The organism is Streptomyces sp. NBC_00464 (assembly GCF_036013915.1).
In the GTDB taxonomy this organism is placed as follows: domain Bacteria; phylum Actinomycetota; class Actinomycetes; order Streptomycetales; family Streptomycetaceae; genus Streptomyces.
On record NZ_CP107899.1, the window covers coordinates 4,181,528 to 4,206,927 of the forward strand.

Annotated in this window: 21 protein-coding genes; 19 read left to right on the forward strand and 2 right to left on the reverse strand. The window is 70.2% G+C overall.

Features of this window, described 5'->3' with window-relative positions:
- The first annotated feature begins 40 nt into the window (after nt 1-40).
- Entirely contained in the window at nt 41-865 is an 825-nt protein-coding gene (locus tag OG912_RS18855; protein ID WP_327710370.1) for an oxidoreductase, read from the forward strand.
- 601 nt (nt 866-1,466) lie between these two features.
- Here OG912_RS18855 and OG912_RS18860 read toward each other — a convergent pair.
- Nucleotides 1,467-2,306, reverse strand: a complete 840-nt coding sequence (locus tag OG912_RS18860) for an HAD family hydrolase (protein ID WP_327710371.1) — start codon at nt 2,304-2,306, stop codon at nt 1,467-1,469.
- Between the two features lie 564 nt (nt 2,307-2,870).
- Between OG912_RS18860 and ssd the strand changes: the two genes are divergently transcribed.
- From ssd to OG912_RS18895, 7 genes are all read left to right on the forward strand, one after another.
- The gene (ssd, locus tag OG912_RS18865; RefSeq protein WP_327713471.1) at nt 2,871-3,935 is read left to right on the forward strand and encodes a septum site-determining protein Ssd; all 1,065 of its coding nucleotides are present in this window, start codon (nt 2,871-2,873) and stop codon (nt 3,933-3,935) included.
- Nucleotides 3,932-5,080, forward strand: coding sequence for a TadA family conjugal transfer-associated ATPase (locus tag OG912_RS18870; RefSeq protein ID WP_327710372.1), 1,149 nt, complete (start codon nt 3,932-3,934; stop codon nt 5,078-5,080). The genes ssd and OG912_RS18870 overlap by 4 nt, the downstream gene beginning before the upstream one ends.
- Complete coding sequence (locus OG912_RS18875; protein WP_443060989.1) at nt 5,077-5,958, forward strand: type II secretion system F family protein; 882 nt, start codon at nt 5,077-5,079, stop codon at nt 5,956-5,958. Before OG912_RS18870 ends, OG912_RS18875 begins: the two co-directional genes overlap by 4 nt.
- Nucleotides 5,955-6,791 (forward strand): type II secretion system F family protein, encoded by an 837-nt coding sequence (locus OG912_RS18880; protein ID WP_327710374.1) that lies wholly within the window; start codon nt 5,955-5,957, stop codon nt 6,789-6,791. The genes OG912_RS18875 and OG912_RS18880 overlap by 4 nt, the downstream gene beginning before the upstream one ends.
- 101 nt (nt 6,792-6,892) lie before the next feature.
- Nucleotides 6,893-7,090 (forward strand): DUF4244 domain-containing protein, encoded by a 198-nt coding sequence (locus OG912_RS18885; protein WP_326737111.1) that lies wholly within the window; start codon nt 6,893-6,895, stop codon nt 7,088-7,090.
- Nucleotides 7,077-7,556 carry a TadE family type IV pilus minor pilin gene (locus tag OG912_RS18890; protein ID WP_443060990.1) on the forward strand — a complete coding sequence of 160 codons (480 nt, stop codon included), beginning with the start codon at nt 7,077-7,079 and terminating at the stop codon, nt 7,554-7,556. The genes OG912_RS18885 and OG912_RS18890 overlap by 14 nt, the downstream gene beginning before the upstream one ends.
- Nucleotides 7,553-8,062 carry an Rv3654c family TadE-like protein gene (locus tag OG912_RS18895; RefSeq protein ID WP_327710376.1) on the forward strand — a complete coding sequence of 170 codons (510 nt, stop codon included), beginning with the start codon at nt 7,553-7,555 and terminating at the stop codon, nt 8,060-8,062. The genes OG912_RS18890 and OG912_RS18895 overlap by 4 nt, the downstream gene beginning before the upstream one ends.
- Here OG912_RS18895 and OG912_RS18900 read toward each other — a convergent pair.
- Nucleotides 7,959-10,571, reverse strand: a complete 2,613-nt coding sequence (locus tag OG912_RS18900; RefSeq protein ID WP_327713472.1) for a DEAD/DEAH box helicase — start codon at nt 10,569-10,571, stop codon at nt 7,959-7,961. The two genes, OG912_RS18895 and OG912_RS18900, sit on opposite strands and share 104 nt — an antisense overlap.
- Before the next feature lie 105 nt (nt 10,572-10,676).
- Here OG912_RS18900 and OG912_RS18905 point away from each other — a divergent pair, with 105 nt between their 5' ends.
- The 11 genes from OG912_RS18905 (at nt 10,677) to topA (ending at nt 24,929) form a co-directional block, all read left to right on the forward strand.
- Nucleotides 10,677-11,030 carry an STAS domain-containing protein gene (locus OG912_RS18905; protein ID WP_003967428.1) on the forward strand — a complete coding sequence of 118 codons (354 nt, stop codon included), beginning with the start codon at nt 10,677-10,679 and terminating at the stop codon, nt 11,028-11,030.
- A gap of 410 nt (nt 11,031-11,440) precedes the next feature.
- A complete protein-coding gene (locus tag OG912_RS18910) occupies nt 11,441-11,914 on the forward strand; it encodes an ATP-binding protein (protein WP_327710377.1) in 474 nt (157 codons plus the stop codon).
- Between the two features lie 404 nt (nt 11,915-12,318).
- Nucleotides 12,319-14,754: a sodium-translocating pyrophosphatase gene (locus OG912_RS18915; protein ID WP_326737107.1), complete on the forward strand. Its 2,436-nt coding sequence runs from the start codon at nt 12,319-12,321 to the stop codon at nt 14,752-14,754.
- A 279-nt stretch (nt 14,755-15,033) separates the two neighbouring features.
- Nucleotides 15,034-15,678: a small secreted protein gene (locus OG912_RS18920; protein WP_327710378.1), complete on the forward strand. Its 645-nt coding sequence runs from the start codon at nt 15,034-15,036 to the stop codon at nt 15,676-15,678.
- Nucleotides 15,679-15,831: 153 nt separating this feature from the next.
- On the forward strand, nt 15,832-17,367 hold the full coding sequence (locus tag OG912_RS18925; RefSeq protein WP_327710379.1) for a DUF7059 domain-containing protein: 1,536 nt from the start codon (nt 15,832-15,834) through the stop codon (nt 17,365-17,367).
- A complete protein-coding gene (locus OG912_RS18930) occupies nt 17,364-18,371 on the forward strand; it encodes a helix-turn-helix domain-containing protein (protein WP_327710380.1) in 1,008 nt (335 codons plus the stop codon). Before OG912_RS18925 ends, OG912_RS18930 begins: the two co-directional genes overlap by 4 nt.
- A 110-nt stretch (nt 18,372-18,481) precedes the next feature.
- Nucleotides 18,482-19,606 (forward strand): ABC transporter ATP-binding protein, encoded by a 1,125-nt coding sequence (locus OG912_RS18935; protein WP_327710381.1) that lies wholly within the window; start codon nt 18,482-18,484, stop codon nt 19,604-19,606.
- On the forward strand, nt 19,603-20,394 hold the full coding sequence (locus OG912_RS18940) for an ABC transporter permease (RefSeq protein ID WP_327710382.1): 792 nt from the start codon (nt 19,603-19,605) through the stop codon (nt 20,392-20,394). Before OG912_RS18935 ends, OG912_RS18940 begins: the two co-directional genes overlap by 4 nt.
- Nucleotides 20,395-20,466: 72 nt before the next feature.
- Nucleotides 20,467-21,321: an ABC transporter permease gene (locus OG912_RS18945; RefSeq protein ID WP_327710383.1), complete on the forward strand. Its 855-nt coding sequence runs from the start codon at nt 20,467-20,469 to the stop codon at nt 21,319-21,321.
- Nucleotides 21,322-21,495: 174 nt separating this feature from the next.
- Nucleotides 21,496-21,693: a hypothetical protein gene (locus tag OG912_RS18950; RefSeq protein WP_326737100.1), complete on the forward strand. Its 198-nt coding sequence runs from the start codon at nt 21,496-21,498 to the stop codon at nt 21,691-21,693.
- A gap of 365 nt (nt 21,694-22,058) precedes the next feature.
- Nucleotides 22,059-24,929, forward strand: a complete 2,871-nt coding sequence (topA, locus tag OG912_RS18955; RefSeq protein WP_327710384.1) for a type I DNA topoisomerase — start codon at nt 22,059-22,061, stop codon at nt 24,927-24,929.
- The last annotated feature ends 471 nt before the right edge of the window (nt 24,930-25,400 follow it).

Sequence of the window (25,400 nt, forward strand, 5' to 3'; positions counted from 1 at the left end):
GGACCGGCAGGTGTGCAAGTGGCGCGTAGCCTCGCTACTTATGAGTACGACTTCCTCGGACCCGCTCGCCGCCCTGGGCGCCCTGCCAGGTGTGCCAGATGCGGTGGACTCCGTACGCAAGGCCGTCGACCGGGTCTATGGACACCGCGTCATGCGACGTCGCAGTAATGAGGTGACCGCCGAGGCGGCCCTCCGGGGTGCCCGCGGGTCGGCTGCGCTCTCCGGTGCTGACTGGAATCTTGAGGAGGTCCGCCGCCGCACCGACTTCAGCGGTGACGGTGAGGCGCACGTGATCGGGGCGGCGCTGCGATTGACGGCCGAGGCGGGTCAACTGCTCTCCATCTGGCGCCAGTCGCCCCTGCGAGTCCTCGCGCGACTTCACCTGGTGGCCGCCGGCGGCGCGGCACCCGAGGACGCGGTCGGACGGCCCCGGCTGGCGGGCGAGCCGGTGGACGAGCCGCTGATCGAGGCGCCCCTGCCGGACGCCGATGAGGTCGCGGGGCGACTTGAGGGGCTCAGTGGGCTCATTCTTTCGGGGAGTGCCGCTCCTGCCCTGGTGACGGCTGCCATCGTGCACGGCGAGTTGCTGGCTCTGCGCCCCTTCGGTTCGTACAACGGCCTGGTTGCGCGCACCGCTGAACGGATCGTGCTGATCGGAAGCGGGCTCGACCCCAAGTCGATTTGCCCGGCCGAGGTCGGCCATGCCGAACAGGGGCGGGCTGCTTACGTCGCTGCCTTTGAGGCGTATCTGTCGGGGACGCCGGATGGGATGGCCGCCTGGATCGCGCACTGCGGGCGGGCGGCGGAACTGGGCGTCAGGGAGTCGACGGCGGTATGTGAGGCGCTTCAGCGCGGAGCGGCGTAGGGGCGGCGACGTAGAGGCGTAACGGGTGGCTTGCCGGGGGTCGGCCTCCTGCTGGATCCCGTCGGCTTCGTCCGCTCGGCCGACCGGTGCGGGTTGCTTTTGCGTCCGGTGGCAAGGGTTGCGGCGGTACCGTCCTCGGTACCGCCGCTGGCACGTCCGCCCAGTTACCAAGCGTCCTCGATATATGCCCATCAGGTCGGGTGCTTTGCCCGTTCCTGGTGCGGCTGGCCCGTAATCGACGGGTCGACGTCGCGTGGGTGCCCGGCTTTCATGCGCGGTCCGTGGGGCCTTTTCTGCGTTACAGGTCATCCTCTCGGATGTCCTTGGTCTCGCGGGCCGTTGAGTCCTTTGTACTCCAGGGGCCGGTCGAGCGGAAGTGCTGGCCGGACTTCTTTACTTTTAGGTTCAATTACGGACGAATCGGTTCAAACGGGAAAGGGTGCGGTGGGGGTGTGGGGATGGGCTCGGCACCGGTGGGTGCGGTGCGCGGTGCCCGGCTCTTCCTCGGTGAGGGCCGGGGTGTGGCCTCCGCGCAGGTCGGCGAATTCGGCGGCCCCTGTGTGGGGCCCAGTCACGACGAGCCCAGTCACGACGAGCCCAGTTACGCCGACGTCATGGAGGCGCGACGGCGGGCGGTGTACCAGACGAGTCCGGCTGTGAGGGCTGCGGCTCCCACGGCCGCAGCGGCCATGAGTGCCGGCCGCGGTGGCATCGAGAGTGCGGGCAGGCGTTGCTTGAGTCGGACCGGTCGGTTGAAGACGAGAATCGGCCATTCACGCAGAGTCGCCTCGCGTCGCAGTGCGCGGTCCGGGTTGACCGCGTGCGGATGGCCGACGGATTCCAGCATCGGCACATCGGTGGCTGAATCGCTGTATGCGTAGCAGCGGGTGAGGTCGTAGCCCTCGGACACGGCAAGAGCCCTGATGGCCTCGGCCTTCGTCGGTCCGTAGGCGTAGTACTCCACCTCTCCGGTGAAGCATCCGTCATCGCCGACGACCATTCGGGTGGCGACGACGCGGTCGGCGCCCAACAGCTCACCGATCGGTTCCACGACTTCGGCGCCCGAGGTCGACACGATCACCACATCGCGGCCGGCGGTGTGATGCTCCTCGATGAGTGTCGCGGCTTCGTCGTAGATGATCGGGTCGATCAGGTCATGCAGGGTCTCGGCGACGATTTCCTTCACCTGCTGCACGTTCCAGCCCTTGCAGAGCGATGAGAGATATTCACGCATCCGCTCCATCTGGTCGTGATCTGCGCCCCCGGCAAGGAACACGAACTGTGCGTACGCGGTGCGCAGTACGGCTCGGCGGTTGATCAGTCCGCCTTGGTAGAAGGACTTGCTGAAGGTCAGCGTCGATGACTTCGCAATGACCGTCTTGTCCAGGTCAAAGAAGGCGGCCGTGCGCGGCAAGAAGCGGTTTTCCACAAGGCAGAGCATAGGGGCCCACCATTCGGCGTAAACCCCGGCGCGTGGGTTTGCCTGAGAAGGCTCTCGGGTACACCATGGAAGTCACGGATCGTTCGCGACCGTGCTAACCCGGTCCGACTCCTCCCCCCCCGAGTCGGCCGTGGGGACGACCCCCGCTCTCCCCCCCGGCGGGGGTCGTCGCATGTCCGGACGCGGTTCTGTCGCGGAATCAAGCATTTCTCCTCCTTCTCGGCCGTGATGGCCCGCCGCTGTGTCCGACTCTCACCAGCATGCATCGTCACGTTGCGTGATGGAAGGTGTGCTCTCGGAAGTCACCGGTGTGAGCGGCGGAGTTATTCACAACGGTGGAGTTGTCCACAGTTCTTGAGCAAGATCCACGCGATTTCCGGAAGCACTGCACCGTGATTCCACCCGTGAAGTCCACGGGTTCCGGAATCACCGTTTCTCGGAACGCGCCGAGAACGCCGCGAACCGCGGTGAAGGTGAGTGAAGAAGGGGGCGGAGATCGTGGCTGAATCCAGCGCACGGGATCGTCTGCCGGCCGCCGAGGCGCGGCAGGGCGGACCGCTGATCGTGACCGAGGATGTGGAACTGCTCGACGATCTGCTGAGGCTGTGCGCAGCCGCTGGGGCGGAGCCCGAGGTTCATCACACGCTGCCCGACCGTAGAGGGGGATGGGAGCAGGCGCCCATGGTTCTCGTGGGCGACGACGCGGCGGCGCGATGCCGCGGAGCGGCACGCAGGCGTGGCGTGATGCTCGTGGGACGCGACCAGGATGCCCCCGACGTGTGGCGCAGGGCGGTGGAGATCGGGGCCGAGTATGTGTTGCGTCTGCCCGATTCGGAGAACTGGCTGGTCGACCAGATCGCCAACGCGGCTGAGGGGTCCGGCCGGCCTGCGCTGACCGTCGGGGTGATCGGTGGCCGAGGCGGATCCGGTGCATCCACCCTGGCTTGTGCGCTGGCGGTGACGGCGGCGAGGACCGGGCGGCGGACCATGCTGATCGACGGCGATCCGCTCGGCGGCGGCATCGACGTGCTGCTCGGTGGGGAGCGGGTCGAGGGGATGAGGTGGCCTGATTTCGCCCATTCCAAGGGGCGGGTCGGTGGCGGGGCACTGGAGGAATCGTTGCCCGCGCTGCACGGGCTGCGAGTCCTCAGCTGGGGCCGTGACGACTGGGTGGTCATTCCGCCGCAGGCCATGCGGGCGGTCCTTGGCGCTGCGCGCAGGCTCGGCGGAGTGGTGGTGGTGGATCTGCCACGCCGGATCGACGAGGCGGTGGCCGAGGCGCTGGCGCAGCTGGACCTCGGGCTTCTGGTGGTGCCCGGGGAGCTGCGGGCGGTCGCTGCGGCGAAGCGGGTGGCGTCGATGGCCGGGATGGTGTTGGAGGACCTCCGCGTGGTGGCGCGCGGACCGTACGCATCCGGGCTCGACGAACAGTGGGTGGCGCACGCCATGGGGCTTCCACTCGCTGGTGAACTCCCGTTGGAGCCGGGGCTGCTTGCCGAACAGGACATGGGTGAGCCACCCGGTGGAAGCCCCCGTGGGTCCCTGGCCAGGTTCTGTTCGGCCTTCTGGGACCGGGCACTTGCGGGCGAGACGGCACGGGGACCGGCCACCAAGGGAGGTGTGTCATGACCGAGGCCCTGCTCGACGCGGTGCGGCAGCGGCTGGCGGAGAGTGGTGTGGCGCCGACGCCGGCTGGGGTGGCGGCCGCGCTGAGGGCCCAGGGGCGGTTGCTCGGGGACATCGAAGTGCTGGGTGCGGCAGACGAGTTGCGTGGCGAGCTGATCGGGACCGGCGTGCTGGAGCCGCTGCTTGCCGATCCAGCGGTCACGGATGTGCTGGTGTCCGCACCCGACCGAGTGTGGGTGGACCGGGGCCGCGGGCTCGAACTCACCTCGGTCGCCTTCGCAGACGCGGCGGCGGTCCGCAGGCTGGCGCAGCGGCTGGCGGCCGTTGCGGGAAGGCGCCTGGACGACGCCAGGCCTTGGGCGGACGCCCGCCTTCCGGACGGGACCCGGATGCATGCCGTGCTGCCGCCGGTCTCGGTCGGATCGACGTGCCTGTCGCTCCGGGTGGTCCGGCCCAAGGCCTTCTCGCTGCGGGAGCTCGTTGCGGCCGGGACGGTGCCGCCGGGCGGCGACCGGGTGTTGCGGGCTTTGGTGGAGGCCAGGGTCTCCTACCTCATCAGCGGAGGAACGGGAGCCGGAAAGACGACGCTCCTGTCCAGCATGCTGGGTGTGGTGGGGGAGCGGGAGCGGATCGTGCTCGCCGAGGACTCGGCCGAACTCCGGCCGGACCACCCGCACGTCGTGCGCCTCGAATCGCGCCCTGCGAATCAGGAGGGTGCCGGTCGGGTGACCCTCCGGGACCTGGTGCGGCAGGCCCTTCGTATGCGCCCCGACAGGCTGGTGGTCGGCGAGGTTCGGGGTGCCGAGGTCACCGAATTGCTGGCGGCCTTGAACACGGGTCATGAGGGCGGCTGCGGAACGGTTCACGCCAACGCCGCCGAACACGTTCCGGCCCGGTTGGAGGCGCTGGGGACTGCTGCGGGCCTGGACCGGAAGGCACTTCACAGCCAGCTGGCGGCGGCGTTGTCGGTGGTGGTCCATCTCGTACGGGACCGGGCCGGGCGGCGAAGGATCTCCGCGGTTCAGGTGCTGGAACGCGATGGAGCCGGGCTGGTGGTGACCGTGCCCGCGCTGCGCTGGGGGGCGGCCGGATTCGAGCGGGAGCGGGGCTGGGAGCGGCTGCGGGCGTTGATCGGGGGCGAGCGGTGAGTGGTGGTGATCCGACGGGCGTGCCGGAAGCGGCGTATGCGGCCGCGCTGTGCGCGGCAGCGGCTGCCGGGCTGGGGGCGGCCGGACGAAGTCAAGGCCGGCGGAGGGCGCGGGCTTTGTTCGGCGACGGAGTGAGGCATGCGCCTTTCCGGGAGAGCTGGGATACCGGTTTGAACCGGCTTTGCGGGTGGCTGAGGGGGCGGCGGGAGTGGTTGTGCCTGCCGGTGGCTCTGGTTCTGGCCGTCCTCGGTGGGTCCGTGCTGCCGGTGATTGCGGGGGCGGCCGCGGCTCCTGTGGTGCGGCGGTGGCTGCGGAGAAGGGAACTGCACAAGGAATGGGAGCGCCGGGCCGAGGGAGTGGTGGACCTGTGCGGCGCCGTGGTGGGCGAGCTGAGGGCCGGGCACGAGCCGGGGCAGGCACTGCTTGTCGCGGTGCACGGCACGGGCGTACTGGGTGCGGCAGGCCCCGGGGTGTCGGCCGCGGCGCGGTTCGGGGGAGATGTCCCGCGAGTGCTGGGGCAGGCGGCGTGCGAGCCGGGCCTGGAGGGGCTCGCAGGAGTGGCCGCCTGCTGGCGGGTGGCAGCGGATGGCGGTGCCGGTCTCGCGGCCGGTCTGGACCGGTTGGAGGGCGCGTTACGGGCCGAGCGGCGCCGGCGGGAGGAGCTGCGGGCCCAACTGGCCGGCGCCTGGTCGACGGTTGTGGTGCTGGCGCTGCTGCCGGTGCTGGGCCTGGGGCTGGGAGCGGCACTCGGGGCAGATCCGCTGAGGGTGTTGCTGCACAGTCCCGCTGGACTGGTCTGTCTGGTGATGGGCGGATCCCTGGAAACGGCCGGGCTGGTCTGGGCCGCCCGGATCGTCCGTAAGGGAGAAGTCGCATGAGCGCCCTGGCGGCTGAAGTTGTCCACAGGGTGGGGGTAGTGGGGCTGGTGCTGGGCGCGTGTGTCCAGTCGGCTCAGGTCCTGGCGCGACGCCGTACAGGGCAGCGGGTGCGGCGGCGAGGACTGACGCTCCTCGCTGTGTCTTCCGACGCTCCGACGCCCCTTGGCGGGCGGGTCGGCCTGCGTGCCAGCCGTATGCGGTGGCCGGTCTCCGGCGCCGACGCCAAGCAGTGGGCGGCGATGCTGGGCGCTCTTCTGGCGGGCTGGATTCTGGTGGGTGGCCCCGCCGGGTGGGCGGTCGGACTGGCGGCGGCCTGCGGTACGTGGAGGTGGCAGCGCTCGCGGCTCGGGCAGGCAGCGCGAGCCGCTGCAGATATGGCGGCGAGGGCGGCGGAGACCATGCGCCGACTTCCGCTGGCGGCAGATCTGTTGGCGGCGTGCATCTCGGCAGGGGCCGGCCCGCGCGAGGCCGCCGAGGCGGTCGGCGCGTCGCTGGGAGGGCCGGTCGGTGAGCAACTGGCGCGTACGGCGGCGGAGATCCGACTCGGCGGCGATCCCGCAGTGGCGTGGGGGAGATTCGGAGAGATACCGGGTGCTGCCGCGCTGGCGCGCTGTCTGGACCGGGCCGGGTCGACCGGCGCCCCTGCGGCGGAGCCGGTAACCAGGCTGGCCGAAGCGATGAGGGCCGAGCGTGCGAGTGCGGCGGTGGCGCGGGCGCAGCGGGCCGCGGTGCTGATCACTGCGCCTGTCGGGCTCTGCTTCCTTCCTGCCTTCCTCACCGTGGGCGTGGCGCCTGTGGTGATCGGGCTGGCGGGGGGACTGCTGCAGCCTTGATAGCCCAGAAGGACCAGAAGGACCAGAAGGACCAGAAGGACCAGAAGGACCAGAAGAAGGCTATTTATCCCAGAAGTATGGATTAACGGGGGTTCGGTGTGATGCGGAAAATGATGCGCTGGATGCGAACCGTGGCACGCAAGGTACGGGCAGACGCCGGAATGACGACGTCCGAATATGCGGTCGGAACGATTGCGGCCTGTGCGTTTGCCGCGGTGCTCTACAAGGTGGTCACCAGCCCGCCGGTCATGGCGCAATTGCAATCGCTGCTGAAGGACGCACTTGATGCGAAATTCTGATGGGGGAGCGGGGGCGGAAGGCTCAGGGGGAGGCGCCGGGCGGGAGAGACACGCCCGGGAGGGGGCGGGAGTGGTGGAGCGATGTGGTGACCGCGGGGCGGTGACGGCGGAGGCGGCCATGGCGATTCCAGTGCTGGTGATCTTCGCGCTCGCGCTGATGTGGGCGCTAATGGCTGCCTCGGCCCAGATCCGGTGTGTGGACGCGGCTCGTGCCGGCGCGCGGGCAGCAGCCCGCTCCGAACCGGAGGCACAGGTGAGGGAGGCCGCCCTTTCGGCGGCGCCCGACCGGGCCCGGGTGGATGTGGAGCGGGCCGGGGATCTGTGGCGGGTCGCCGTGGCGGCTCCGGCGCCCGGTCCCGGGCCGCTGGCCGTGACGCTGAGCTCGGAGGCCGTGGCGGCGGCCGAGGACGCGGTGGGGGCTGAGGGCGTGGCGGCGGCCGAGGACGCGGTGGGGGTGGCGCCATGACGTGGCCCGGCCCTCGGCGGCCGGCTCCGGGGCTGCGTCGGCTGGGTGTGTGCGGGAAGCGGCGGGATCGGGGGCTGGCGACCGTGTGGTCTGCGGTGACCGCGTCGGCGCTGTGCGCGGTCTTCGCGGTGGTTCTGGCTCTCGGGCAGGTGGTAGCGATCCGGCACCGTGCCGGGGGCGCGGCCGACCTGGCCGCGCTGGCCGCTGCCGACCGGGCTCTGGAGGGAGCCTCCGCTGCCTGCCGGTCGGCCCGGGAGGTGGCCGGGGCACAGGGAGCGGAGGTGGTGCGGTGCACCGTTCAGGGGGAGATCGCCGATGTGACGGCCAGGGTTCGGGGTGGGCCGTACGCGCCCGAGGTCAGGTCACGGGCGGGCCCGCCAGCAGCGGCGCCCACCCGGTCGCTCAGGCCTCCGGAGAACCTGGCTCCCCTGGAGAATCCGGTTCCTCCGGAGAATCCGCTTCCACCAGTGGGCCTGATTTCCCCCGAGCGCCGGACTGCTCCGTAGAGCCGGATTGCCACACAGGGCCTGACTCCGCAAGGCCTGACTCCTCCGAAGAGTCTGCCCCGTCTGCCCCGTGCGTCCGCCCCGGGCCGGGAGGGGCGGATCGGAGGAGTTCCGTGAGCAGGCGGACTGCGCCTCGCTTGTGCAGGGGTTCGTTGCCGTTGCCGCACTTGGGGGACTGGATGCACGAAGGGCAGCCCGCCTCGCACTCGCAGGATGCGATCGCCTGACGTGTGGCGGCCAGCCAGTCGTGGGCGGTGTGGAAGGCGCGTTCGGCGAAACCGGCGCCGCCGGGGTGGCCGTCGTACACGAAGACGGTCGGCAGCAGAGTGTCCGGATGCAGCGGTACGGACACTCCGCCGATGTCCCAGCGGTCGCAGGTGGCGAAGAGCGGGAGCATCCCGATCGACGCGTGTTCGGCGGCGTGCAGCGCGCCGCCAAGGATCTCCGGGTTGATCCGTGCCGAGTCGAGCTGGTCCTGGGTGACCGTCCACCATACGGCGCGGGTGCGCAGCGTACGGGGTGGAAGGTCCAGCTTGGTCTCGCCGAGTACCTCACCGGTGATCAGTCTGCGACGGAGGAAGGAGACGACCTGATTGGTCACTTCCACGGAGCCGTAGCAGAGCCGTCCGTCCCCCCAGGGGATCTCGGTGTCGGTCTCCAGGACGGTGATGGCCGTGGTGTCGCGGGCGGTCGTCGAGTACGGCGGACTGGCTTGCTCGACCAGCGCGACCGAGTCCTCCAGGTCCAGTTTCCGGACCAGATAGGTGCGGCCCTGGTGGAGGTGGACGCCGCCCTCGTGGACGGCGGTGTGCGCGGCGGACTCGTCGACGGTGCCCAGCAGCCTGCCGGTGCCCTCCTCGACGATCTGGACGGGACGGCCTCCCCCGCCCCGGATGTCGGTGAGGTCGGCGGCCCGTTCCCGCCGGGTCCAGTGCCAGCCCGAGGTCCGTCTGCGGAGCAGCTTCGCGGCCTCCAGTTGCGGCAGCAGCTCGGCCACGGCGGGACCGAAGAGGGCCAGGTCCGATTCGGTGAGCGGCAGCTCCGCGGCGGCGGCGCACAGATGGGGGGCCAGGACGTACGGGTTGTCCGGGTCGAGGACGGTCGACTCCACGGGCTGCTGGAACAGCGCTTCGGGATGGTGGACGAGGAAGGTGTCCAGCGGGTCGTCGCGGGCCACCAGGATGGCGAGGGCACCCTGGCCGGCCCGTCCCGCGCGGCCGGCCTGCTGCCACAGCGAAGCCCTGGTGCCTGGGTAACCCGCGATGACGACGGCGTCCAGGCCGGAGACGTCGATGCCGAGTTCGAGGGCGGTCGTGGCGGCCAGGCCGAGCAGGCTGCCGGAGTGCAGTGCGCGTTCCAGGGCGCGCCGTTCCTCGGGGAGGTAACCCCCGCGGTAGGCGGCGACCCGGGAGGGCAGAGAGCGGTCGATCTCGGCGAGGCGTTCCTTGGCGATGACGGAAATGAGCTCGGCGCCGCGCCGTGAGCGTACGAACGCGACGGAACGCACGCCCTGCACGGTCAGGTCGGTGAGCAGGTCGGCGGTCTCGGCCGTGGCGGTACGGCGCACGGGGGCGCCCTTCTCGCCGGACAGCTCGGTCAGGGGAGGTTCCCACAGGGCGAAGACCAGCTCGCCGCGCGGGGAGGCGTCGTCGGCGACCTCCGTGACAGTCAGGCCGGTGAGACGGCCTGCCGCGACGGAGGGCTCCGCAGAAGTGGCGGAGGCGAGGAGGAAGACCGGATCGGCGCCGTAGCGGGCGCACAGGCGGCGGAGCCGGCGCACCACCTGGGCGACGTGCGAGCCGAAAACACCCCGATAGGTGTGGCACTCGTCGATGACGACGTAGCGCAGAGCGCGCAGGAAGGAGGACCAGCGAGGGTGGGACGGGAGTATCCCGCGGTGCAGCATGTCGGGATTGGTGAGGACGTAGTTGGCGTACTGGCGTACCCATTCGCGTTCTTCGACCGGGGTGTCGCCGTCATACACAGCGGGCCGGATCGCGTGGCCCAGCGGAGCCGCGAGTTCCCTCACCGAGCGACGCTGGTCGGCCGCCAGGGCCTTGGTGGGGGCGAGGTAGAGGGCGGTCGCCCCACGGCCGTTGGGAGCCTCGGAGCCGTCCAGGAGGGCGCTGAGGACCGGGGCGAGGTAGGCCAGCGACTTGCCGGACGCCGTGCCGGTGGCGATCACGACCGACTCGCCGTCCAGCGCATGCTCCGCCGCGGCGGCCTGATGGGCCCAGGGATGGTCGATGCCGGCCTTCTGGATGGCGGCGATGACTTCCGGACGGATGCGATCGGGCCAGATGGCATGGGTTCCCGCACGCGGGGGCAAGTGCTCCGTATGAGTGATGCGCGCGGACCGGCCCGCCCCTGCGGCGAGCCGGTCGAGGACCACATCGGGAGAGGGGCGGGAACCCCCGTTCTCGGGCGGTCGACTGGGGCGGTGATTCTTGGCCATCGGCACCGAGTGTGTCACTGGCGAGACGGACAATGGTCCCAAGGCGTCGTGCATGGCTGCCCGTAAGTGATTGAATGCCATCGCGGCTGGCGATCCGTCCCCTGGCTCCGCCGGGGAGACCGAGGGGCGACCGCTCGATAGCAAGGTGCTGGAGGATCCGTGGACCTGTCCTTGTCGACTCGCAATGTGTCCGGCCCTGGTGGCGACCGTACGGTCGTCGAGGTCGGTGGCGAGATTGATGTGTATACCGCGCCCAAGCTGCGCGAGCAGTTGGTCGAGTTGGTGAATGACGGCAGCTACCACTTGGTTGTCGACATGGAAGGCGTCGACTTCCTCGACTCCACCGGCCTCGGCGTGCTCGTGGGCGGCTTGAAGCGTGTTCGGGCCCATGAGGGCTCGTTGCGACTGGTGTGCAACCAGGAGCGCATTCTCAAGATTTTCCGGATCACCGGTCTGACCAAGGTGTTCCCGATCCACACCACGGTCGATGAGGCCGTGGCGGCAACCGACTGACGTCACGTTCGCGGTCGGGCCGGCCTCAGGGCCGGTCCGGCGGCGGTCGGTGTGGCGCCGGTAGGCACCAGGACAGCCGAATCGGCGGTGGCCGGGAATCGGCGGCCGGTGGCTCGGCGGCTGGTGTGCGGCTGTTGTCCGGCGCTCTTCCGTCACTCGTTCGGCGGACTGCGGCTGACATTCATCTGCCGACCGGTGACCGGTCGCCATGCGATCGGATCAGCGGTTCGGCGATTGTCGGACGTGTCGCGCGCAGGTTGCGTGTCGGTTCCGCGTCGGCCGGATGGCCGGGGCGTCGTCGGCCCGGCGGGTCCGTCGGTCGGTCAGTGGTTTTCGCAGAATGAGTCAGGAGTACCGGGCCACGCGTCCGGCTCCTGTGGATGCACATACGTACGTTCGAGGGGGATCGCATGGCCACCGTTGAACTCCGCTTCAGCGCCCAGCCCGAACACGTCAGAACGGCCCGCCTCGTGGCGGCTGCCGTGGCGCGCCGGGCCGGGGTCGACGAGGCCGTGCTCGACGAGGTCAGACTCGCCGTGGGAGAGGCCTGCAGTCGGGCGGTCGGGCTGCACCGCAGCCACGGCATCACAGCGCCTGTCACGGTCGTCCTGATCGAGGAGGAGAAGTCCTTCTCCATCGAGGTCGGCGACGAGGTGCCCGGCCCGGGTGCCGACGGGGCCGTCCCCAGCGGTGTCTCCGGACGCCGCGACGCCGCGCCCGGTGTGGGACTGGACGAACCGGAACCGGACGCCGAGGGCGACGGCGAGGACGAGATGGGCCTCGCGGTCATCAGCGGCCTGGTCGACGACGTCGAGGTCAGGTCCGGTGCGGACGGCGGAGTGATCCGTATGAGCTGGCCGAAGACGCCGGCCACCGTGGTCTGAGCCGGTGGCAAAGCCGGGCATCGTGGTCTGAGCCGGTGGCGGACGTCGGCCATCGTGCGGCGAGTTGGCCGAAGGTGCCAGGCGTGGTGCCAGGCGTCCGGTCTTTGTTGAGGCGGCGTGAGTTCCGGGGTGGTTCGGTCACCCCGATGGCGTAGCCGGGGTGACCGAACCACCCCTGATCCAGATTCCGAGGCCCTGCTGAGCAGGGCCTTTTTTCGGTTCTGCCCGATGAGTGATCCTGCGGAAATGTATCTGCCCCATTACTGCATTCGGTCCAGGCAGAGAACTCGATCAATTGCCGTTCGGTGGATGGAGGTCAATTACATTTACCGCGCACTGTTTTGATCGTGTTCCGCTCCCTACAATCCGTCCACGTCTTGAGCGCTGAGCGTCAAGGAGGACGTATGGCGGGGTTCGGCACCACACCACTGGCAGAACTGACGCAGTTTTCCGCACTTTCCGACCCACCCACCACTCTCGCGGCCGCGGTACTCACCGATGACAACCGTGTCATCGTGATCGTCATCGCGGTCGTCGCTGTAGCCGCACTGGTAGTCGCCCGGCTGCTGGTGCGCCAGGTGCTGGCGGCGGGCGAGGGCACCGAGCGCATGAAGGAGATCGCGGCGGCGGTCCAGGAGGGCGCGAATGCCTATCTGGCCCGGCAGTTGCGCACCGTCGGCGCATTCGCCGTCGTGGTCTTCTTCCTGCTTCTGCTGCTTCCGGCCGACAACTGGTCGCAGCGCGCGGGCCGTTCGCTGTTCTTCCTGGTGGGTGCGCTTTTCTCGGCAGCCACCGGATACATCGGCATGAGGCTGGCCGTACGGAGCAATGTCCGAGTGGCGGCCGCCGCGCGTGAGGCGACCCCCGCGGAAGGCGAACCGGAAAAGGATCTCACCGAGGTTTCGCACAAAGCAATGAAGATCGCTTTCCGTACGGGCGGCGTGGTCGGCATGATCACCGTGGGGCTCGGGCTCCTCGGTGCCTCCTGCGTGGTCCTCGTCTACGCCGCCGACGCGCCCAAGGTGCTGGAGGGCTTCGGGCTCGGTGCGGCGCTGATCGCGATGTTCATGAGGGTGGGCGGAGGCATCTTCACCAAGGCCGCCGACGTAGGTGCCGACCTGGTCGGCAAGGTGGAACAGGGCATCCCCGAGGACGACCCCCGTAACGCCGCGACCATCGCCGACAACGTGGGTGACAACGTCGGGGACTGTGCGGGCATGGCTGCCGACCTCTTCGAGTCGTACGCGGTCACGCTGGTCGCCGCGCTCATCCTCGGCAAGGCCGCCTTCGGCGATTCGGGGCTGGCCTTTCCCCTGATCGTGCCGGCGATCGGTGTGGTCACCGCGATGATCGGTATCTTCGCGGTCGCCCCGCGACGCACCGACCGCAGCGGGATGACCGCCATCAACCGCGGATTCTTCATCTCCGCCGTCATCTCACTCGTACTGGTGGCCGTCGCGGTCTTCGTCTACCTGCCGTCCTCGTACGCGGAACTGGACGGGGTCACCGACGCGGCCATCACCTCGCACGGCGGGGACCCGCGGGTCTTCGCGCTGGTCGCGGTCGCCATCGGCATCGTGCTGGCAGCCCTGATCCAGCAGCTGACCGGCTACTTCACCGAGACCACCCGACGCCCTGTCAGGGACATCGGCAAGTCCTCACTGACCGGACCGGCCACCGTCGTGCTCGCCGGTATCTCCATCGGCCTGGAATCCGCCGTCTACACCGCGCTGCTGATCGGGCTCGGCGTCTACGGGGCGTTCCTGCTCGGCGGTACGTCGATCATGCTGGCTCTCTTCGCGGTGGCGCTGGCCGGTACGGGGCTGCTCACCACCGTCGGTGTCATCGTCGCGATGGACACCTTCGGCCCGGTCTCCGACAACGCGCAGGGCATCGCCGAGATGTCCGGCGACGTCACCGGCGCCGGAGCGCAGGTCCTCACCGACCTGGACGCCGTGGGCAACACCACCAAGGCCATCACCAAGGGCATCGCCATCGCCACCGCCGTCCTGGCGGCGGCGGCGCTCTTCGGCTCCTATCGTGACGCGATCGCCACCGCGGTCGACGACGTCGGCGCCTCGGCCGGGGAGATGGGGCTGAGCCTGGACATCTCCCAGCCCAACAACCTGGTCGGCCTGATCCTCGGAGCCGCGGTGGTCTTCCTCTTCTCCGGCCTCGCCATCAACGCGGTGTCCCGGTCCGCGGGCGCCGTGGTCTACGAGGTGCGGCGCCAGTTCCGCGAGCACCCCGGGATCATGGACTACACGGAGAAGCCGGAGTACGGGCGCGTCGTCGACATCTGCACCAAGGACGCGCTGCGTGAGCTGGCCACCCCCGGTCTGCTGGCGGTGCTGGCGCCGATCGCGGTCGGATTCACCTTCGGTGTCGGCGCACTCGGCTCGTATCTCGCAGGCGCGATCGGCACCGGGACGCTGATGGCCGTCTTCCTCGCCAACTCCGGCGGTGCCTGGGACAACGCCAAGAAGCTCGTCGAGGACGGTCACTACGGTGGCAAGGGCAGTGACGCCCATGCCGCGACCGTCATCGGTGACACGGTCGGCGATCCGTTCAAGGACACGGCCGGGCCGGCGATCAACCCCCTGCTCAAGGTGATGAACCTGGTGGCGCTGCTCATCGCACCCGCGGTAGTGCAGTTCAGCTACGGCGAGGACGCGAGCGCAGGAGTGCGTGCGGTGGTGGCGGTGCTGGCCATCGCGGTCATCGTCGGCGCGGTCTACGTCTCCAAGCGGCGGGGGATCGCGGTGGGGGACGAAGGCGATTCCGACGGCGGCGACGGGGAGGGTACGGCCAGGCCGGCCGACCCGGCGGCCGCTCAGTAAGCCGGATTCCGCACCGCGTACGCCGTCACTGGGCGACGCCTGATCAGGGCGCGGGCGGGCGAGGCATCCTGATGCCGCGTCCGCCCGTCGGTATGTCCGCACGAGTGGTGGATCGTTCGGGTGTTCCCATACTCCGGGGCCGTGCGGGTGAGTTGTATCTCCCTCATTTCCCTTGGTGCAAATGGCTGCAAAAGGCCATCCATCGGGCGCCCGGCACCCGGATGGGGGGCGCTCGGCGTGTAAGTTCCGGGGCCGAGAGCCTTGGAAGGGACCAATCCGGTGAACAAGAAGCTTGCGGCCGCGCTGTCCGGCGGTGCGGTACTGGTACTTACGCTGTCGGGCTGCAGCGACGACAGCGACAACAAGGTGAACGACTGGGCCAAGAAGGTCTGTGACCAGGTCCAGCCCCAGCTGCAGAAGATCGCGAACGCCAACGCCTCAATCCAGCAGCAGACCGCCGACAACAGCAAGCCCGCCGACGTCCAGAAGACCGACTCGGCCGCCTTCCAGCAGATCTCGCAGGCGTACAAGGCGCTGGGCACGGCCGTCGACTCGGCGGGTCCGCCGCCGGTCGACGACGGCGAGACGACGCAGAAGGAGGCCGTGAAGGAGCTCAACGCCTCCTCCGTGGCCTACGCGAATCTGCAGAAGAAGGTCGATGACCTGGATACGAAGGACCAGGCGAAGTTCGCCGACGGCCTCAAGGGCATCGCGGACGAGCTGAACAAGATCAGCACCAATGGTGACCAGGCGCTGAAGAAGCTCCAGTCCGGCGAGGTCGGTGCCGCGATGGCCAAGCAGCCGGGCTGCCAGAAGCCGAAGGCCTCGGCAGTGCCCTCGGCCGACTCCTCGAAGGACGCGAAGCCCTCGAAGGAGGCGACGCCGTCCAAGGAGGCGTCCGCCTCGCCCAGCAAGAAGTCGTAACCCGGCAGTTCCCGGCCTCGGCCGCGGGACCCTCACGAGCAGCTGTACGGCTGCCACAGCAGAGGTACGCCTGCCGTCCGGCCGGCGTACGAACGGCCCGGCGGCCCCTGGTGGGCCGACGGGCCGCTGCCGTTGTCAGTGGGAGCCCTCACAATGGGGCATGTGAGTATGACCAGCCTTCCCGCAGCAGACCACGCGACCCGGCTCCGCGAAGCCCTGCTCGCCGCCGCCTTCACCGCCGACGGGCTCCTCGACCTGCTCGGCGCACCCGCCTACGCCGCGCTCGCCCGCAGCGAGACGGTTCCGGCGCTGCGGGCCACCCGGGGTGACGCGCCGCTCGACACGCTCGTTCGCCTCTTCCTGCTCCAGCGCCCGGTCCCGGCCGGGCGGGCAGCCGCCGTGCTGCCGCTGGCGGAGTGCGTGGCGGACGGCTGGCTGACCGAGACGGACGGCGAGGTGCGGGCGACGGTCGACGTGCGGCCGTACAGCGGGCCGGAGGACCAGGACTGGTTCATCGTCTCCGACCTGGGCTGCGCAGTGGGCGGCGCGGGCGGGATCGGTTCGCACGAGGAGGGCGTCGTCCTCGGGATCGGCGGCGCTTCCACGACCCTCGCCGGGATCACCGTCCGCAGGCCCGTCGCCTCCGCCCTGGACGTCGGCACGGGCTCCGGCATCCAGGCCCTGCACGCCTCGCAGCACGGCACGCAGGTCACGGCCACCGACCTCAACCCACGGGCCCTCGACTTCACCCGGCTCACCCTCGCCCTGTCCGGCGCCGCCCCGGCCGACCTCCGCGAGGGGTCCCTGTACGAGCCCGTCGGCACCGAGACGTACGACCTCATCGTCTCCAACCCGCCCTTCGTCATCTCGCCCGGCGCCCGTCTCACCTACCGCGACGGCGGCATGGCGGGCGACGACCTGTGCCGGACCCTGGTGCAGCAGACCGGCGACCGGCTCAACGAGGGTGGCTACGCCCACTTCCTGGCCAACTGGCAGCACACCGAGGACGAGGAGTGGCAGGACAGGCTGCGGTCCTGGATCCCGTACGACTGCGACGCCTGGATCGTGCAGCGCGAGGTGCAGGACGTCACGCAGTACGCCGAGTTGTGGCTGCGTGACAGCGGCGACCACCGCACGGACCCCGCGGAGTACGCCGCGCGGTACGACGCCTGGCTGGACGAGTTCGAGGCCCACGGGGCGAAGGGCGTCGGCTTCGGCTGGATCACCCTGAGGAAGTCCGCTGCGGCTGCCGCCGGAGAACCCTCGATCGTGATCGAGGAGTGGCCGCACGCGGTGGAACAGCCGCTCGGACCGGCCGTCGAGGCGCACTTCGCCCGCCAGGACTACCTGCGGGAGCAGGACGACGCGGGGTTGCTGGCCGCGCACTTCACCCTGGCCGCCGAGGTCGTGCAGGAGCAGGTGGGGCTGCCGGGGGCCGAGGATCCCGAGCATGTGGTGCTGCGTCAGAACCGCGGTATGCGACGCGCGACGAAGGTCGACGCGGTCGGTGCCGGATTCGCGGGCGTGTGCGACGGATCGCTGCCCGCCGGGCGGATCCTGGACGCGATCGCCCAGTTGATGAACGAGGACCCGGTGCAGCTGCGCGACCGCACCCCGCAGGCCATCCGGCTCCTGGTCGAAGAGGGCTTCCTGGAGCCCCTGCCCCCGGCCGGGCGGATGGCCGGATGATCCGTATCGAGCTGGACGAGGCGTCGCTCGGCGCGACGCGGATCGCCATCAGCCCGCTGTGGGACGCGTTCTGCAGCCTGCATCTGGCCATGCCGCACCGCATCCCTTCCCGGCCCTACGAGGAGTGGGTGGCGCGCGCCCGCGAGGTGCTGCGGGAGGACGAGCGGACCGATGCGCTGCGGCTGTTGATCGACGGCCCGAACGGCTTCCCGGACTTCCTGCTGCCGCGTCCGGTCGGGGCCACTTCGGTCGAGGCGGAGCTGGAGACCGTCCGGGCGACGCCCGCCGATGTCGTACGGGCAGGAATCGCCGAGCACTATCCCGCGCTTGAGGACCACCCCCGCATCCGCCCGTACCTGGTGGACCCCGAGGCGGCCTGCTCGGCCCTCGCCGACGCGTACGCGGCGTACTGGGAAGGCGCGATGGCCGCGCACTGGCCCACCATGCGCCGGCTCGTCGAGGACGAGGTCCTCATCAGGGCCCGGACCTTCGCCACCGAAGGTATCGACGCGCTGTTCACCGGTCTGGAGAGCCGCGTCAAGTGGACGCCGCCGGTCCTTGAGCTGACGAAGCACATCGACGCGGAGTACTGGGCGGGTAAGCGCCGGCTGCTGCTCGTCCCGCTCGTCTTCGCCGAGGGCTGCCGGCTCTACTCCACCGACGACCCCGAGGTTCTGGCGGTCTCCTTCCAGGCCCGTGGCGCGGGTGCGCTGCGTGAGCGGCCGGTGGATCGCGCCGAGAGCGGTGACCGGCTCGGGCTGCTGCTGGGCCGGGGCCGTGCCTCGGTCCTGCGGCAGCTCGGCGGACCGCTCACCACGGCCGGGATAGCCGACCGGCTGGGTCTCGCGCCGAGCACGGTCTCGGAGCATCTGTCGGTCCTCGCCGAGACGGATGTCGTCACCCGGCACCGGATCGGCCGCAGCGTGTACTACCAGCTCACGGACACCGGCCGGGCCCTGCTCGCGCTGCTCTCCGGGGAGGACGTGCTGCGCGCGGTGTCCTGAGCGGGCATGCCGGTGGGGCGGCGGTTCAGTGCGGCGGGGGAGGCGAGGGACGATTCGGCGGCCCCCGAATTGATGGCGGGTGCGGTACGGCCGGGCCTAGCGTCCCCGCCATGCTTGCGATCGAGGCGAAGAACCTGCGCCGCACCTACACCAGCCGGACCGGCTTCCTGCGTCCGCGCCGCACCGAGACGGAAGCCGTGCGCGGGGTCACCTTCGAGGTGGCACGCGGCGAGCTCTTCGGACTCCTCGGCCCCAACGGCGCAGGCAAGACGACCACCATCAAGATGCTCAACACCCTGCTGCTGCCCACCTCGGGCACCGCCCGGGTCCTGGGCCACGACGTGGCGTCCGACCCCGTTGCCGTACGCCGCAGGATCGGCTACGTCTTCGGCGGCGACCGGGGCCTGTACGACCGGCTCTCCGCCCTCGACAATCTGCGCTACTTCGCCGAGTTGTACGCCGTCGAACCCCGGGAGCAGAAGCGGCGGATCGCCGAACTGCTCGATCTGGTGGGCCTCACCGGCCGGGAGAAGGAACGCGTCGAGGGGTACTCGCGGGGAATGCGGCAGCGGCTGCACATCGCGCGCGGACTTCTGCACCGGCCCGATGTCCTGTTCCTCGACGAACCGTCCATCGGTGTCGACCCGGTGGCGGCGCGCGACCTGCGGCGCACCGTCGCCGATCTGCGGGCCGGTGGCACCACCGTGCTGCTGACCACCCATTACATGGCCGAGGCGGATGAGCTGTGCGACCGGATCGCGGTCATCGCCGGCGGCACGATCCGTGCGCTGGGCACTCCGGACCGGCTCAAGTCCCGGGTCCAGGAGCGCGGCGTCCTGGAGATCGAGGCGTACGGGGCGGGCGAGGAGCACCTCGACCGGATCCGGGCGCTGGCAGGCGTGCACGGGGTGGCCGCCGAGGACCGGGGCAGCCGACAGGCCGTCATCGTGCAGACGGAACGCGGCGCGGAACTGCACGCGCAGGTGCTGGTGGCCCTCGACGGGGTGCGGGTCGGACGGGTCGTCACGCGTGAGCCCACGCTGGAGGACGCCTACATCGCGATCGTCGAGGAGGCGGAGAAGGGCGCCCCGATGGAGGGCCGGACCGACGCCCCGGTGGAGGAACGGAAGGACGTTCCGGTGGAGGGCCGGACGGACGCGGCCGTCGCACCGGCAGCGGCGGCCCAGGCTGCCGGGACGGTCCGGTCCACGACGGGCGACGGGGCCGCGGCGTGACCCCCGCCCGGGCCCTGCGCCTGATCGTCGTCGGCGTGCGGACCCACGTCTCGTACATGAGCCGTTCACCGATCGAAATCACCTTCGCCGTCCTCGTACCGCTGGTGTACGCGACCCTCGCCGTCTATCTCTTCCGCGCAGCCGACGACCCCGACCACCTGCTCACGGCGGCCGTCGGCGCCGGGCTGATGGGCATCTGGTCCTCGGTGCTCTTCGGTTCGGGCGGAGCCGTACAGAACCAGCGCTGGCTCGGCACGCTGGAGACCCTGGTCGCCTCTCCCACTCCGCTCTCTCTCGTACTGCTGCCGATCACCCTGGCCACCGCCGTCATCGGTACGTACGCCATGGGGGCGACGGTGATCTGGGGCGCCGTGCTCTTCGACGTGCCGCTCGACTTCGCGCACCCGCTGCTCTTCCTGATCGCCGTTCCGGTGTGTGTCCTGGCGCTCGGGATGATGGGGCTGTTGCTCGCCGCCACGTTCGTGCTGCTGCGCAACGCCAACGCGCTCGCCAACCCGCTCGACGCCCCCGTGTGGCTGCTGTCCGGGATGCTCGTGCCCGTCACCGTGCTGCCGGAGTGGACGCGTCCGGTTTCCTGGGCGCTGCCCACCACCTGGGGTTCGCGGGCGGTGCACGCGGCGACCTCGGGCGGGGCGGGAGCCGCTGAGGTGCTGGTTCCGATGGCCGTGGCCCTTGCCCTCGGCGCGGTGTACGCAGTGGTCGCCGTCCTGGTTCTGGGGCGGGTCGAACAGCGTGCGCGGGCCGCAGCCACCCTCTCCCTCGCCTGAAGCCGCTGAGCCGTTAAGCCGCTGAGCCGTCCGCCCCCAAGCGTTTTCGCCCCACAACAGGAGTTGCCCCACATGCCTGCGTACACACCGGTCCCGGCGTACACACCGGTCCCGGCCGCCGTAGCCCCCGGCCTGCGCCGGAGGACCGTTTCCGCTCTGCGGCTCGTCGTGATCGGTGGCGGCCTGTCCTACCGGGCCCTCTTCAACTGGACGACGCCGCCCATGTTCATCGGCACCCTGCTGGTCGGACCGCTGCTGCAACTGCTGTTCTTCGTCTTCCTGGGACGGCAGCTCCACGTCGCCGACGACCAGTTCTATCTGCTCGGCAACGCCGTCGTCTCCGCGTCGACCGCCTGCGTGTACGGCGGCACGATGGCGATCGCCAACGAACGCCGTTACGGGACACTCGGCGCCGTGCTGCTGAGCCCTCGGAACCGGGCTCCGCTCTGGTTCGGCCGCGCTCTGCCCTATGTACTGAACGGCCTTGTCATCAGCGTCTTCACGCTCTCTGCGGCCTGTCTGCTGCTCGGGCTCCGGATTCCGGTTGGAGCCTTGCCCGGGCTGGCCGCGGTCCTGCTCGCCGCTGCGGCGGGATGCTCCGCCTTCGGCCTGGCGCTGGGGGCGCTGGGGCTGCGGTTCCGTGATGTCTTCCTCATCTCGAACGTGGCCAGTTCCGGACTTCTGCTCCTGACCGGCGCGAACGTGCCGCGGGAGAACCTGCCGGAGTGGATGCGGGCCGTCGGGGACGTCCTGCCGATGACCCACGCGGCGGAAGCGGCACGCGAGTTGTCCGCAGGCGCAGGTCTCGACGGCCGGGGTATTGCCGCAGAGCTCGTGACGGGGGCGGGGTACGTCGTGCTCGCCGTCGTACTGCTGACGGTGTTCGAACGCGGCAGCAGGCGGCGAGCGACCCTCGACGTGATGTGAATTCGGCCATGGCCGCTGCCGCGCCTGCGCGCTGACGTGTCCACCGCGGCTCGGCTGTTCACCCGGCGTTCGCGTCGACGACGTTCCGCGGTGGGAGTCTCCCCCGGAACCGGGCGGCACCGGTACGGGCAGACCATCCCGGGCCGCGGCTGGGGGACAGGGAGGCGTACGGGTATGGAGAGCGGACCTGCTGTCTTCGCCGGAACGGTGTTCGCGCTGTTCGGCGCCGCATTGCTGCTGTGGACGGGGGCGCGCGTGCTGCATCGTGCGCCGGTGGCGCACGGGGTGAGCCCCGCCGTCTCCACCGCACTCGCCACCGTGTTCGGCGTACTTTTCCTCGTCCTCGGAGTGTGGTGCCTCACCCGCATCTGACATTCGTCCTCGTATCCGAGCCGGTATCCGAGCCCACATCTGCACCCGCATCCGAGCCTTCTGCGCCCCGGCCACCCGTACCCGCCCGGGAACACGCCCGGGCCGTCCGCCCCTCGCCCCCCGTACCCGCAGGGCAGCCACAGTGCCGCCGAAACCCGCAGGCAGCGGCCGTGCGCATGGCGGACGGAGCGGGCCGGGCGGCAGGAATGGCGGAAGTCGGGTTACCGTTCGAGTGGCCGTTGCGGGCTTTTGCCGTTTGACACGGGGGCGGGTTGTACCGTCACACTCCGCAGCGACAGCACTGTCGGCAGCGTCATCGCGCTGCCCTGATGCCCACCGAGCGTCGACCGGAGAGAAGAGCGAAGTTGTCCCCGACCAGCGAGACCGCACAGGGCGGCCGCCGACTCGTCATCGTCGAGTCGCCTGCCAAGGCGAAGACGATCAAGGGCTATCTCGGCCCCGGATACGTCGTCGAGGCGAGCGTCGGGCACATCCGCGACCTCCCGAACGGCGCCGCCGAGGTGCCGGACGAGTACACCGGCGAGGTGCGCCGCCTCGGCGTCGACGTGGAGAACGACTTCCAGCCGATCTACGTCGTCAATGCCGATAAGAAGGCCCAGGTCAGGAAGCTCAAGCAGCTGCTGGCCGAATCCGACGAACTCTTCCTCGCCACCGATGAGGACCGCGAGGGCGAAGCCATCGCGTGGCACCTGCAGGAAGTGCTCAAGCCCAAGGTCCCCGTCCACCGGATGGTCTTCCACGAGATCACCAAGGACGCGATCCGGGCCGCCGTCGCCAACCCGCGCGAGCTCAACCAGCGCATGGTCGACGCCCAGGAGACCCGCCGTATCCTCGACCGCCTCTACGGCTACGAGGTCTCGCCGGTCCTGTGGAAGAAGGTCATGCCGCGGCTGTCGGCGGGCCGTGTCCAGTCCGTCGCCACCCGCCTCGTCGTCGAGCGGGAGCGCGAGCGCATCGCCTTCCGTTCCGCCGAGTACTGGGACCTGACCGGCACGTTCGCGACCGGCCGCAGTGGTGACGCCTCCGACCCCTCGACGCTCACGGCCCGCCTCAGCGCGGTCGACGGGCGCCGGATCGCCCAGGGCCGCGACTTCGGTCCGGACGGGCAGCTCAAGGCCGGTTCCGCCCAGACCCTGCACCTGGACGAGACGAACGCCCGCGCCCTGGCTGCCGCGCTCGCCGACTCCACGTTCGCCGTACGATCCGTCGAGTCGAAGCCGTACCGCCGCTCCCCGTACGCCCCCTTCCGTACGACGACCCTCCAGCAGGAGGCGAGCCGGAAGCTGGGCTTCGGGGCCAAGGCCACCATGCAGGTCGCGCAGAAGCTGTACGAGAACGGCTTCATCACCTACATGCGTACCGACTCCACGACCCTCTCGGAGACCGCGATCACCGCGGCCCGGGCCCAGGTCACGCAGTTGTACGGGGCGAATTACCTGCCGGACAAGCCCCGCACGTACGCCGGCAAGGTCAAGAACGCGCAGGAGGCGCACGAGGCGATCCGCCCCTCCGGCGACCGCTTCCGCACTCCGGCCGAGACCGGTCTGACCGGCGACCAGTTCCGGCTCTACGAGCTGATCTGGAAGCGGACCGTCGCCTCTCAGATGAAGGACGCGGTCGGCAACTCCGTCACCGTCAAGATCGGCGGCCGGGCGAGCGACGGCCGGGACGCCGAGTTCTCCGCGTCCGGCAAGACGATCACCTTCCACGGCTTCATGAAGGCGTACGTCGAAGGCGCCGACGACCCGAACGCCGAGCTCGACGACCGCGAGCGCCGGCTGCCGCAGGTCGCCGAGGGCGACGCGCTGACCGCCGACGAGGTCACCGTCGACGGCCACGCGACCAAGCCGCCGGCCCGCTACACCGAGGCCTCGCTGGTCAAGGAGCTCGAAGAGCGCGAGATCGGCCGCCCGTCGACGTACGCCTCGATCATCGGGACGATCCTCGACCGCGGGTATGTGTTCAAGAAGGGCACGGCGCTGGTGCCGTCGTTCCTGTCGTTCGCCGTGGTCAACCTGCTGGAGAAGCACTTCGGCCGGCTCGTGGACTACGACTTCACGGCCCGTATGGAGGACGACCTCGACCGCATCGCGCGGGGCGAGGCCCAGTCCGTGCCGTGGCTGAAGCGCTTCTACTTCGGCGCACAGGCCGGGGACGATGCGGCCGGTGCCGGAAAGGCGTCCGACGCGGGCAACGGCGACGGCGACCACCTCGGCGGGCTCAAGGAGCTCGTCACCGACCTCGGCGCGATCGATGCCCGGGAGATCTCCTCGTTCCCCGTCGGCAACGACATCAAGCTGCGGGTCGGCCGGTACGGCCCGTACATCGAGCGCGGCGAGAAGGACTCCGAGGGCCACCAGCGCGCGGACGTCCCCGAGGAGCTGGCGCCCGACGAGCTGTCCGTCGAGTACGCGGAGGAGCTGCTGGCCAAGCCCAGCGGCGACTTCGAGCTCGGTGCGGACCCGGTCAGCGGGAACCAGATCATCGCCAAGGACGGGCGCTACGGCCCGTACGTCACCGAGGTGCTGCCCGAAGGCACCCCGAAGACCGGCAAGAACGCGGTGAAGCCGCGGACGGCCTCGTTGTTCAAGTCGATGTCGCTCGACACGGTGACACTGGCCGACGCTCTGAAGCTGATGTCGCTGCCGCGTGTGGTCGGCGAGGACGCCGAGGGTGTCGAGATCACCGCGCAGAACGGCCGCTACGGCCCGTACCTGAAGAAGGGCACGGACTCGCGGTCGCTGACCTCCGAGGACCAGCTCTTCGACATCACGCTCGACGAGGCCCTCGCCATCTACGCCCAGCCCAAGCAGCGCGGGCGGGCCGCCGCCAAGCCGCCGCTGAAGGAACTGGGCACGGACCCGGTGAGCGGTGCTCCGGTCGTCGTCAAGGACGGGCGCTTCGGCGCGTACGTCACCGACGGCGAGACGAACGCGACGCTGCGGAGCGACGACAGCGTCGAGGAGATCACGCCGGAGCGTGGTTACGAGCTGCTCGCCGAGAAGCGTGCCAAGGGGCCCGCCAAGAAGAAGACGGCGAAGAAGGCTCCGGCAAAGAAGGCGCCGGCCAAGAAGGCGACCGCGGCGAAGAAGACGGCCACGGCGGCCAAGAAGACTGCGGCGAAGAAGACGACTGCCGCGAAGAAGACGACCACTGCGGCGAAGAAGACTGCGGCGAAGAAGACGGCTTCTTCCTCGGCCTCCGCGGAGGACTGACCTTCCGGGGCCGCGACGGGTTCCTGAACGCCGGGTGGGCTGGACATGTATCCAGGCCACCCGGCGTTGCTGTGTTCCGGGGTGCCCGGCTGGGTGCGGGTGGGGCGCCTGCGGCGGGCCTTGTCCCCTGCCCGCCCCTTCCCGTGACCGGGGCTCCGCCCCGGACCCCGCTCCTCGAACGCCGGAGGGGCCGGAAGGGAACGCCGGAGGGGCTGGAAGTACCGAGGCGGGGCTGGGAGGCATGCGGGGAGGGGCGGGGGCGGGAAGTACGTGGGGGAGTGGCTGGGCGGTACGCCGGGGGCAGTACCCCGGCGCGGGGCTGTGGTGAGTGCCGGCTGGGCGGTACCCCTGGGGGCTGAGAGGGAGAGGTCCTGCGGGGGTCTGCAGGGTCCTGCGGTGTGGAAACCGTTCCGGGCGGCAGGCTGGATCGGTGAGTCTGCGGTCGTATGTTCGGACGCGGACTCCGGGCAC

Excerpts from the sequence above, each read along its gene's own strand:
- OG912_RS18855 (WP_327710370.1), top strand. The coding sequence starts at position 41 with ATGAGTACGACTTCCTCGGACCCGCTCGCCGCCCTGGGCGCCCTGCCA.
- OG912_RS18860 (WP_327710371.1), bottom strand. The coding sequence starts at position 2,306 with ATGCTCTGCCTTGTGGAAAACCGCTTCTTGCCGCGCACGGCCGCCTTC.
- OG912_RS18870 (WP_327710372.1), top strand. The coding sequence starts at position 3,932 with ATGACCGAGGCCCTGCTCGACGCGGTGCGGCAGCGGCTGGCGGAGAGT.
- OG912_RS18880 (WP_327710374.1), top strand. The coding sequence starts at position 5,955 with ATGAGCGCCCTGGCGGCTGAAGTTGTCCACAGGGTGGGGGTAGTGGGG.
- OG912_RS18885 (WP_326737111.1), top strand. The coding sequence starts at position 6,893 with ATGCGGAAAATGATGCGCTGGATGCGAACCGTGGCACGCAAGGTACGG.
- OG912_RS18890 (WP_443060990.1), top strand. The coding sequence starts at position 7,077 with ATGCGAAATTCTGATGGGGGAGCGGGGGCGGAAGGCTCAGGGGGAGGC.
- OG912_RS18895 (WP_327710376.1), top strand. The coding sequence starts at position 7,553 with ATGACGTGGCCCGGCCCTCGGCGGCCGGCTCCGGGGCTGCGTCGGCTG.
- OG912_RS18900 (WP_327713472.1), bottom strand. The coding sequence starts at position 10,571 with ATGCACGACGCCTTGGGACCATTGTCCGTCTCGCCAGTGACACACTCG.
- OG912_RS18910 (WP_327710377.1), top strand. The coding sequence starts at position 11,441 with ATGGCCACCGTTGAACTCCGCTTCAGCGCCCAGCCCGAACACGTCAGA.
- OG912_RS18915 (WP_326737107.1), top strand. The coding sequence starts at position 12,319 with ATGGCGGGGTTCGGCACCACACCACTGGCAGAACTGACGCAGTTTTCC.
- OG912_RS18925 (WP_327710379.1), top strand. The coding sequence starts at position 15,832 with ATGGGGCATGTGAGTATGACCAGCCTTCCCGCAGCAGACCACGCGACC.
- OG912_RS18930 (WP_327710380.1), top strand. The coding sequence starts at position 17,364 with ATGATCCGTATCGAGCTGGACGAGGCGTCGCTCGGCGCGACGCGGATC.
- OG912_RS18935 (WP_327710381.1), top strand. The coding sequence starts at position 18,482 with ATGCTTGCGATCGAGGCGAAGAACCTGCGCCGCACCTACACCAGCCGG.
- OG912_RS18945 (WP_327710383.1), top strand. The coding sequence starts at position 20,467 with ATGCCTGCGTACACACCGGTCCCGGCGTACACACCGGTCCCGGCCGCC.
- OG912_RS18950 (WP_326737100.1), top strand. The coding sequence starts at position 21,496 with ATGGAGAGCGGACCTGCTGTCTTCGCCGGAACGGTGTTCGCGCTGTTC.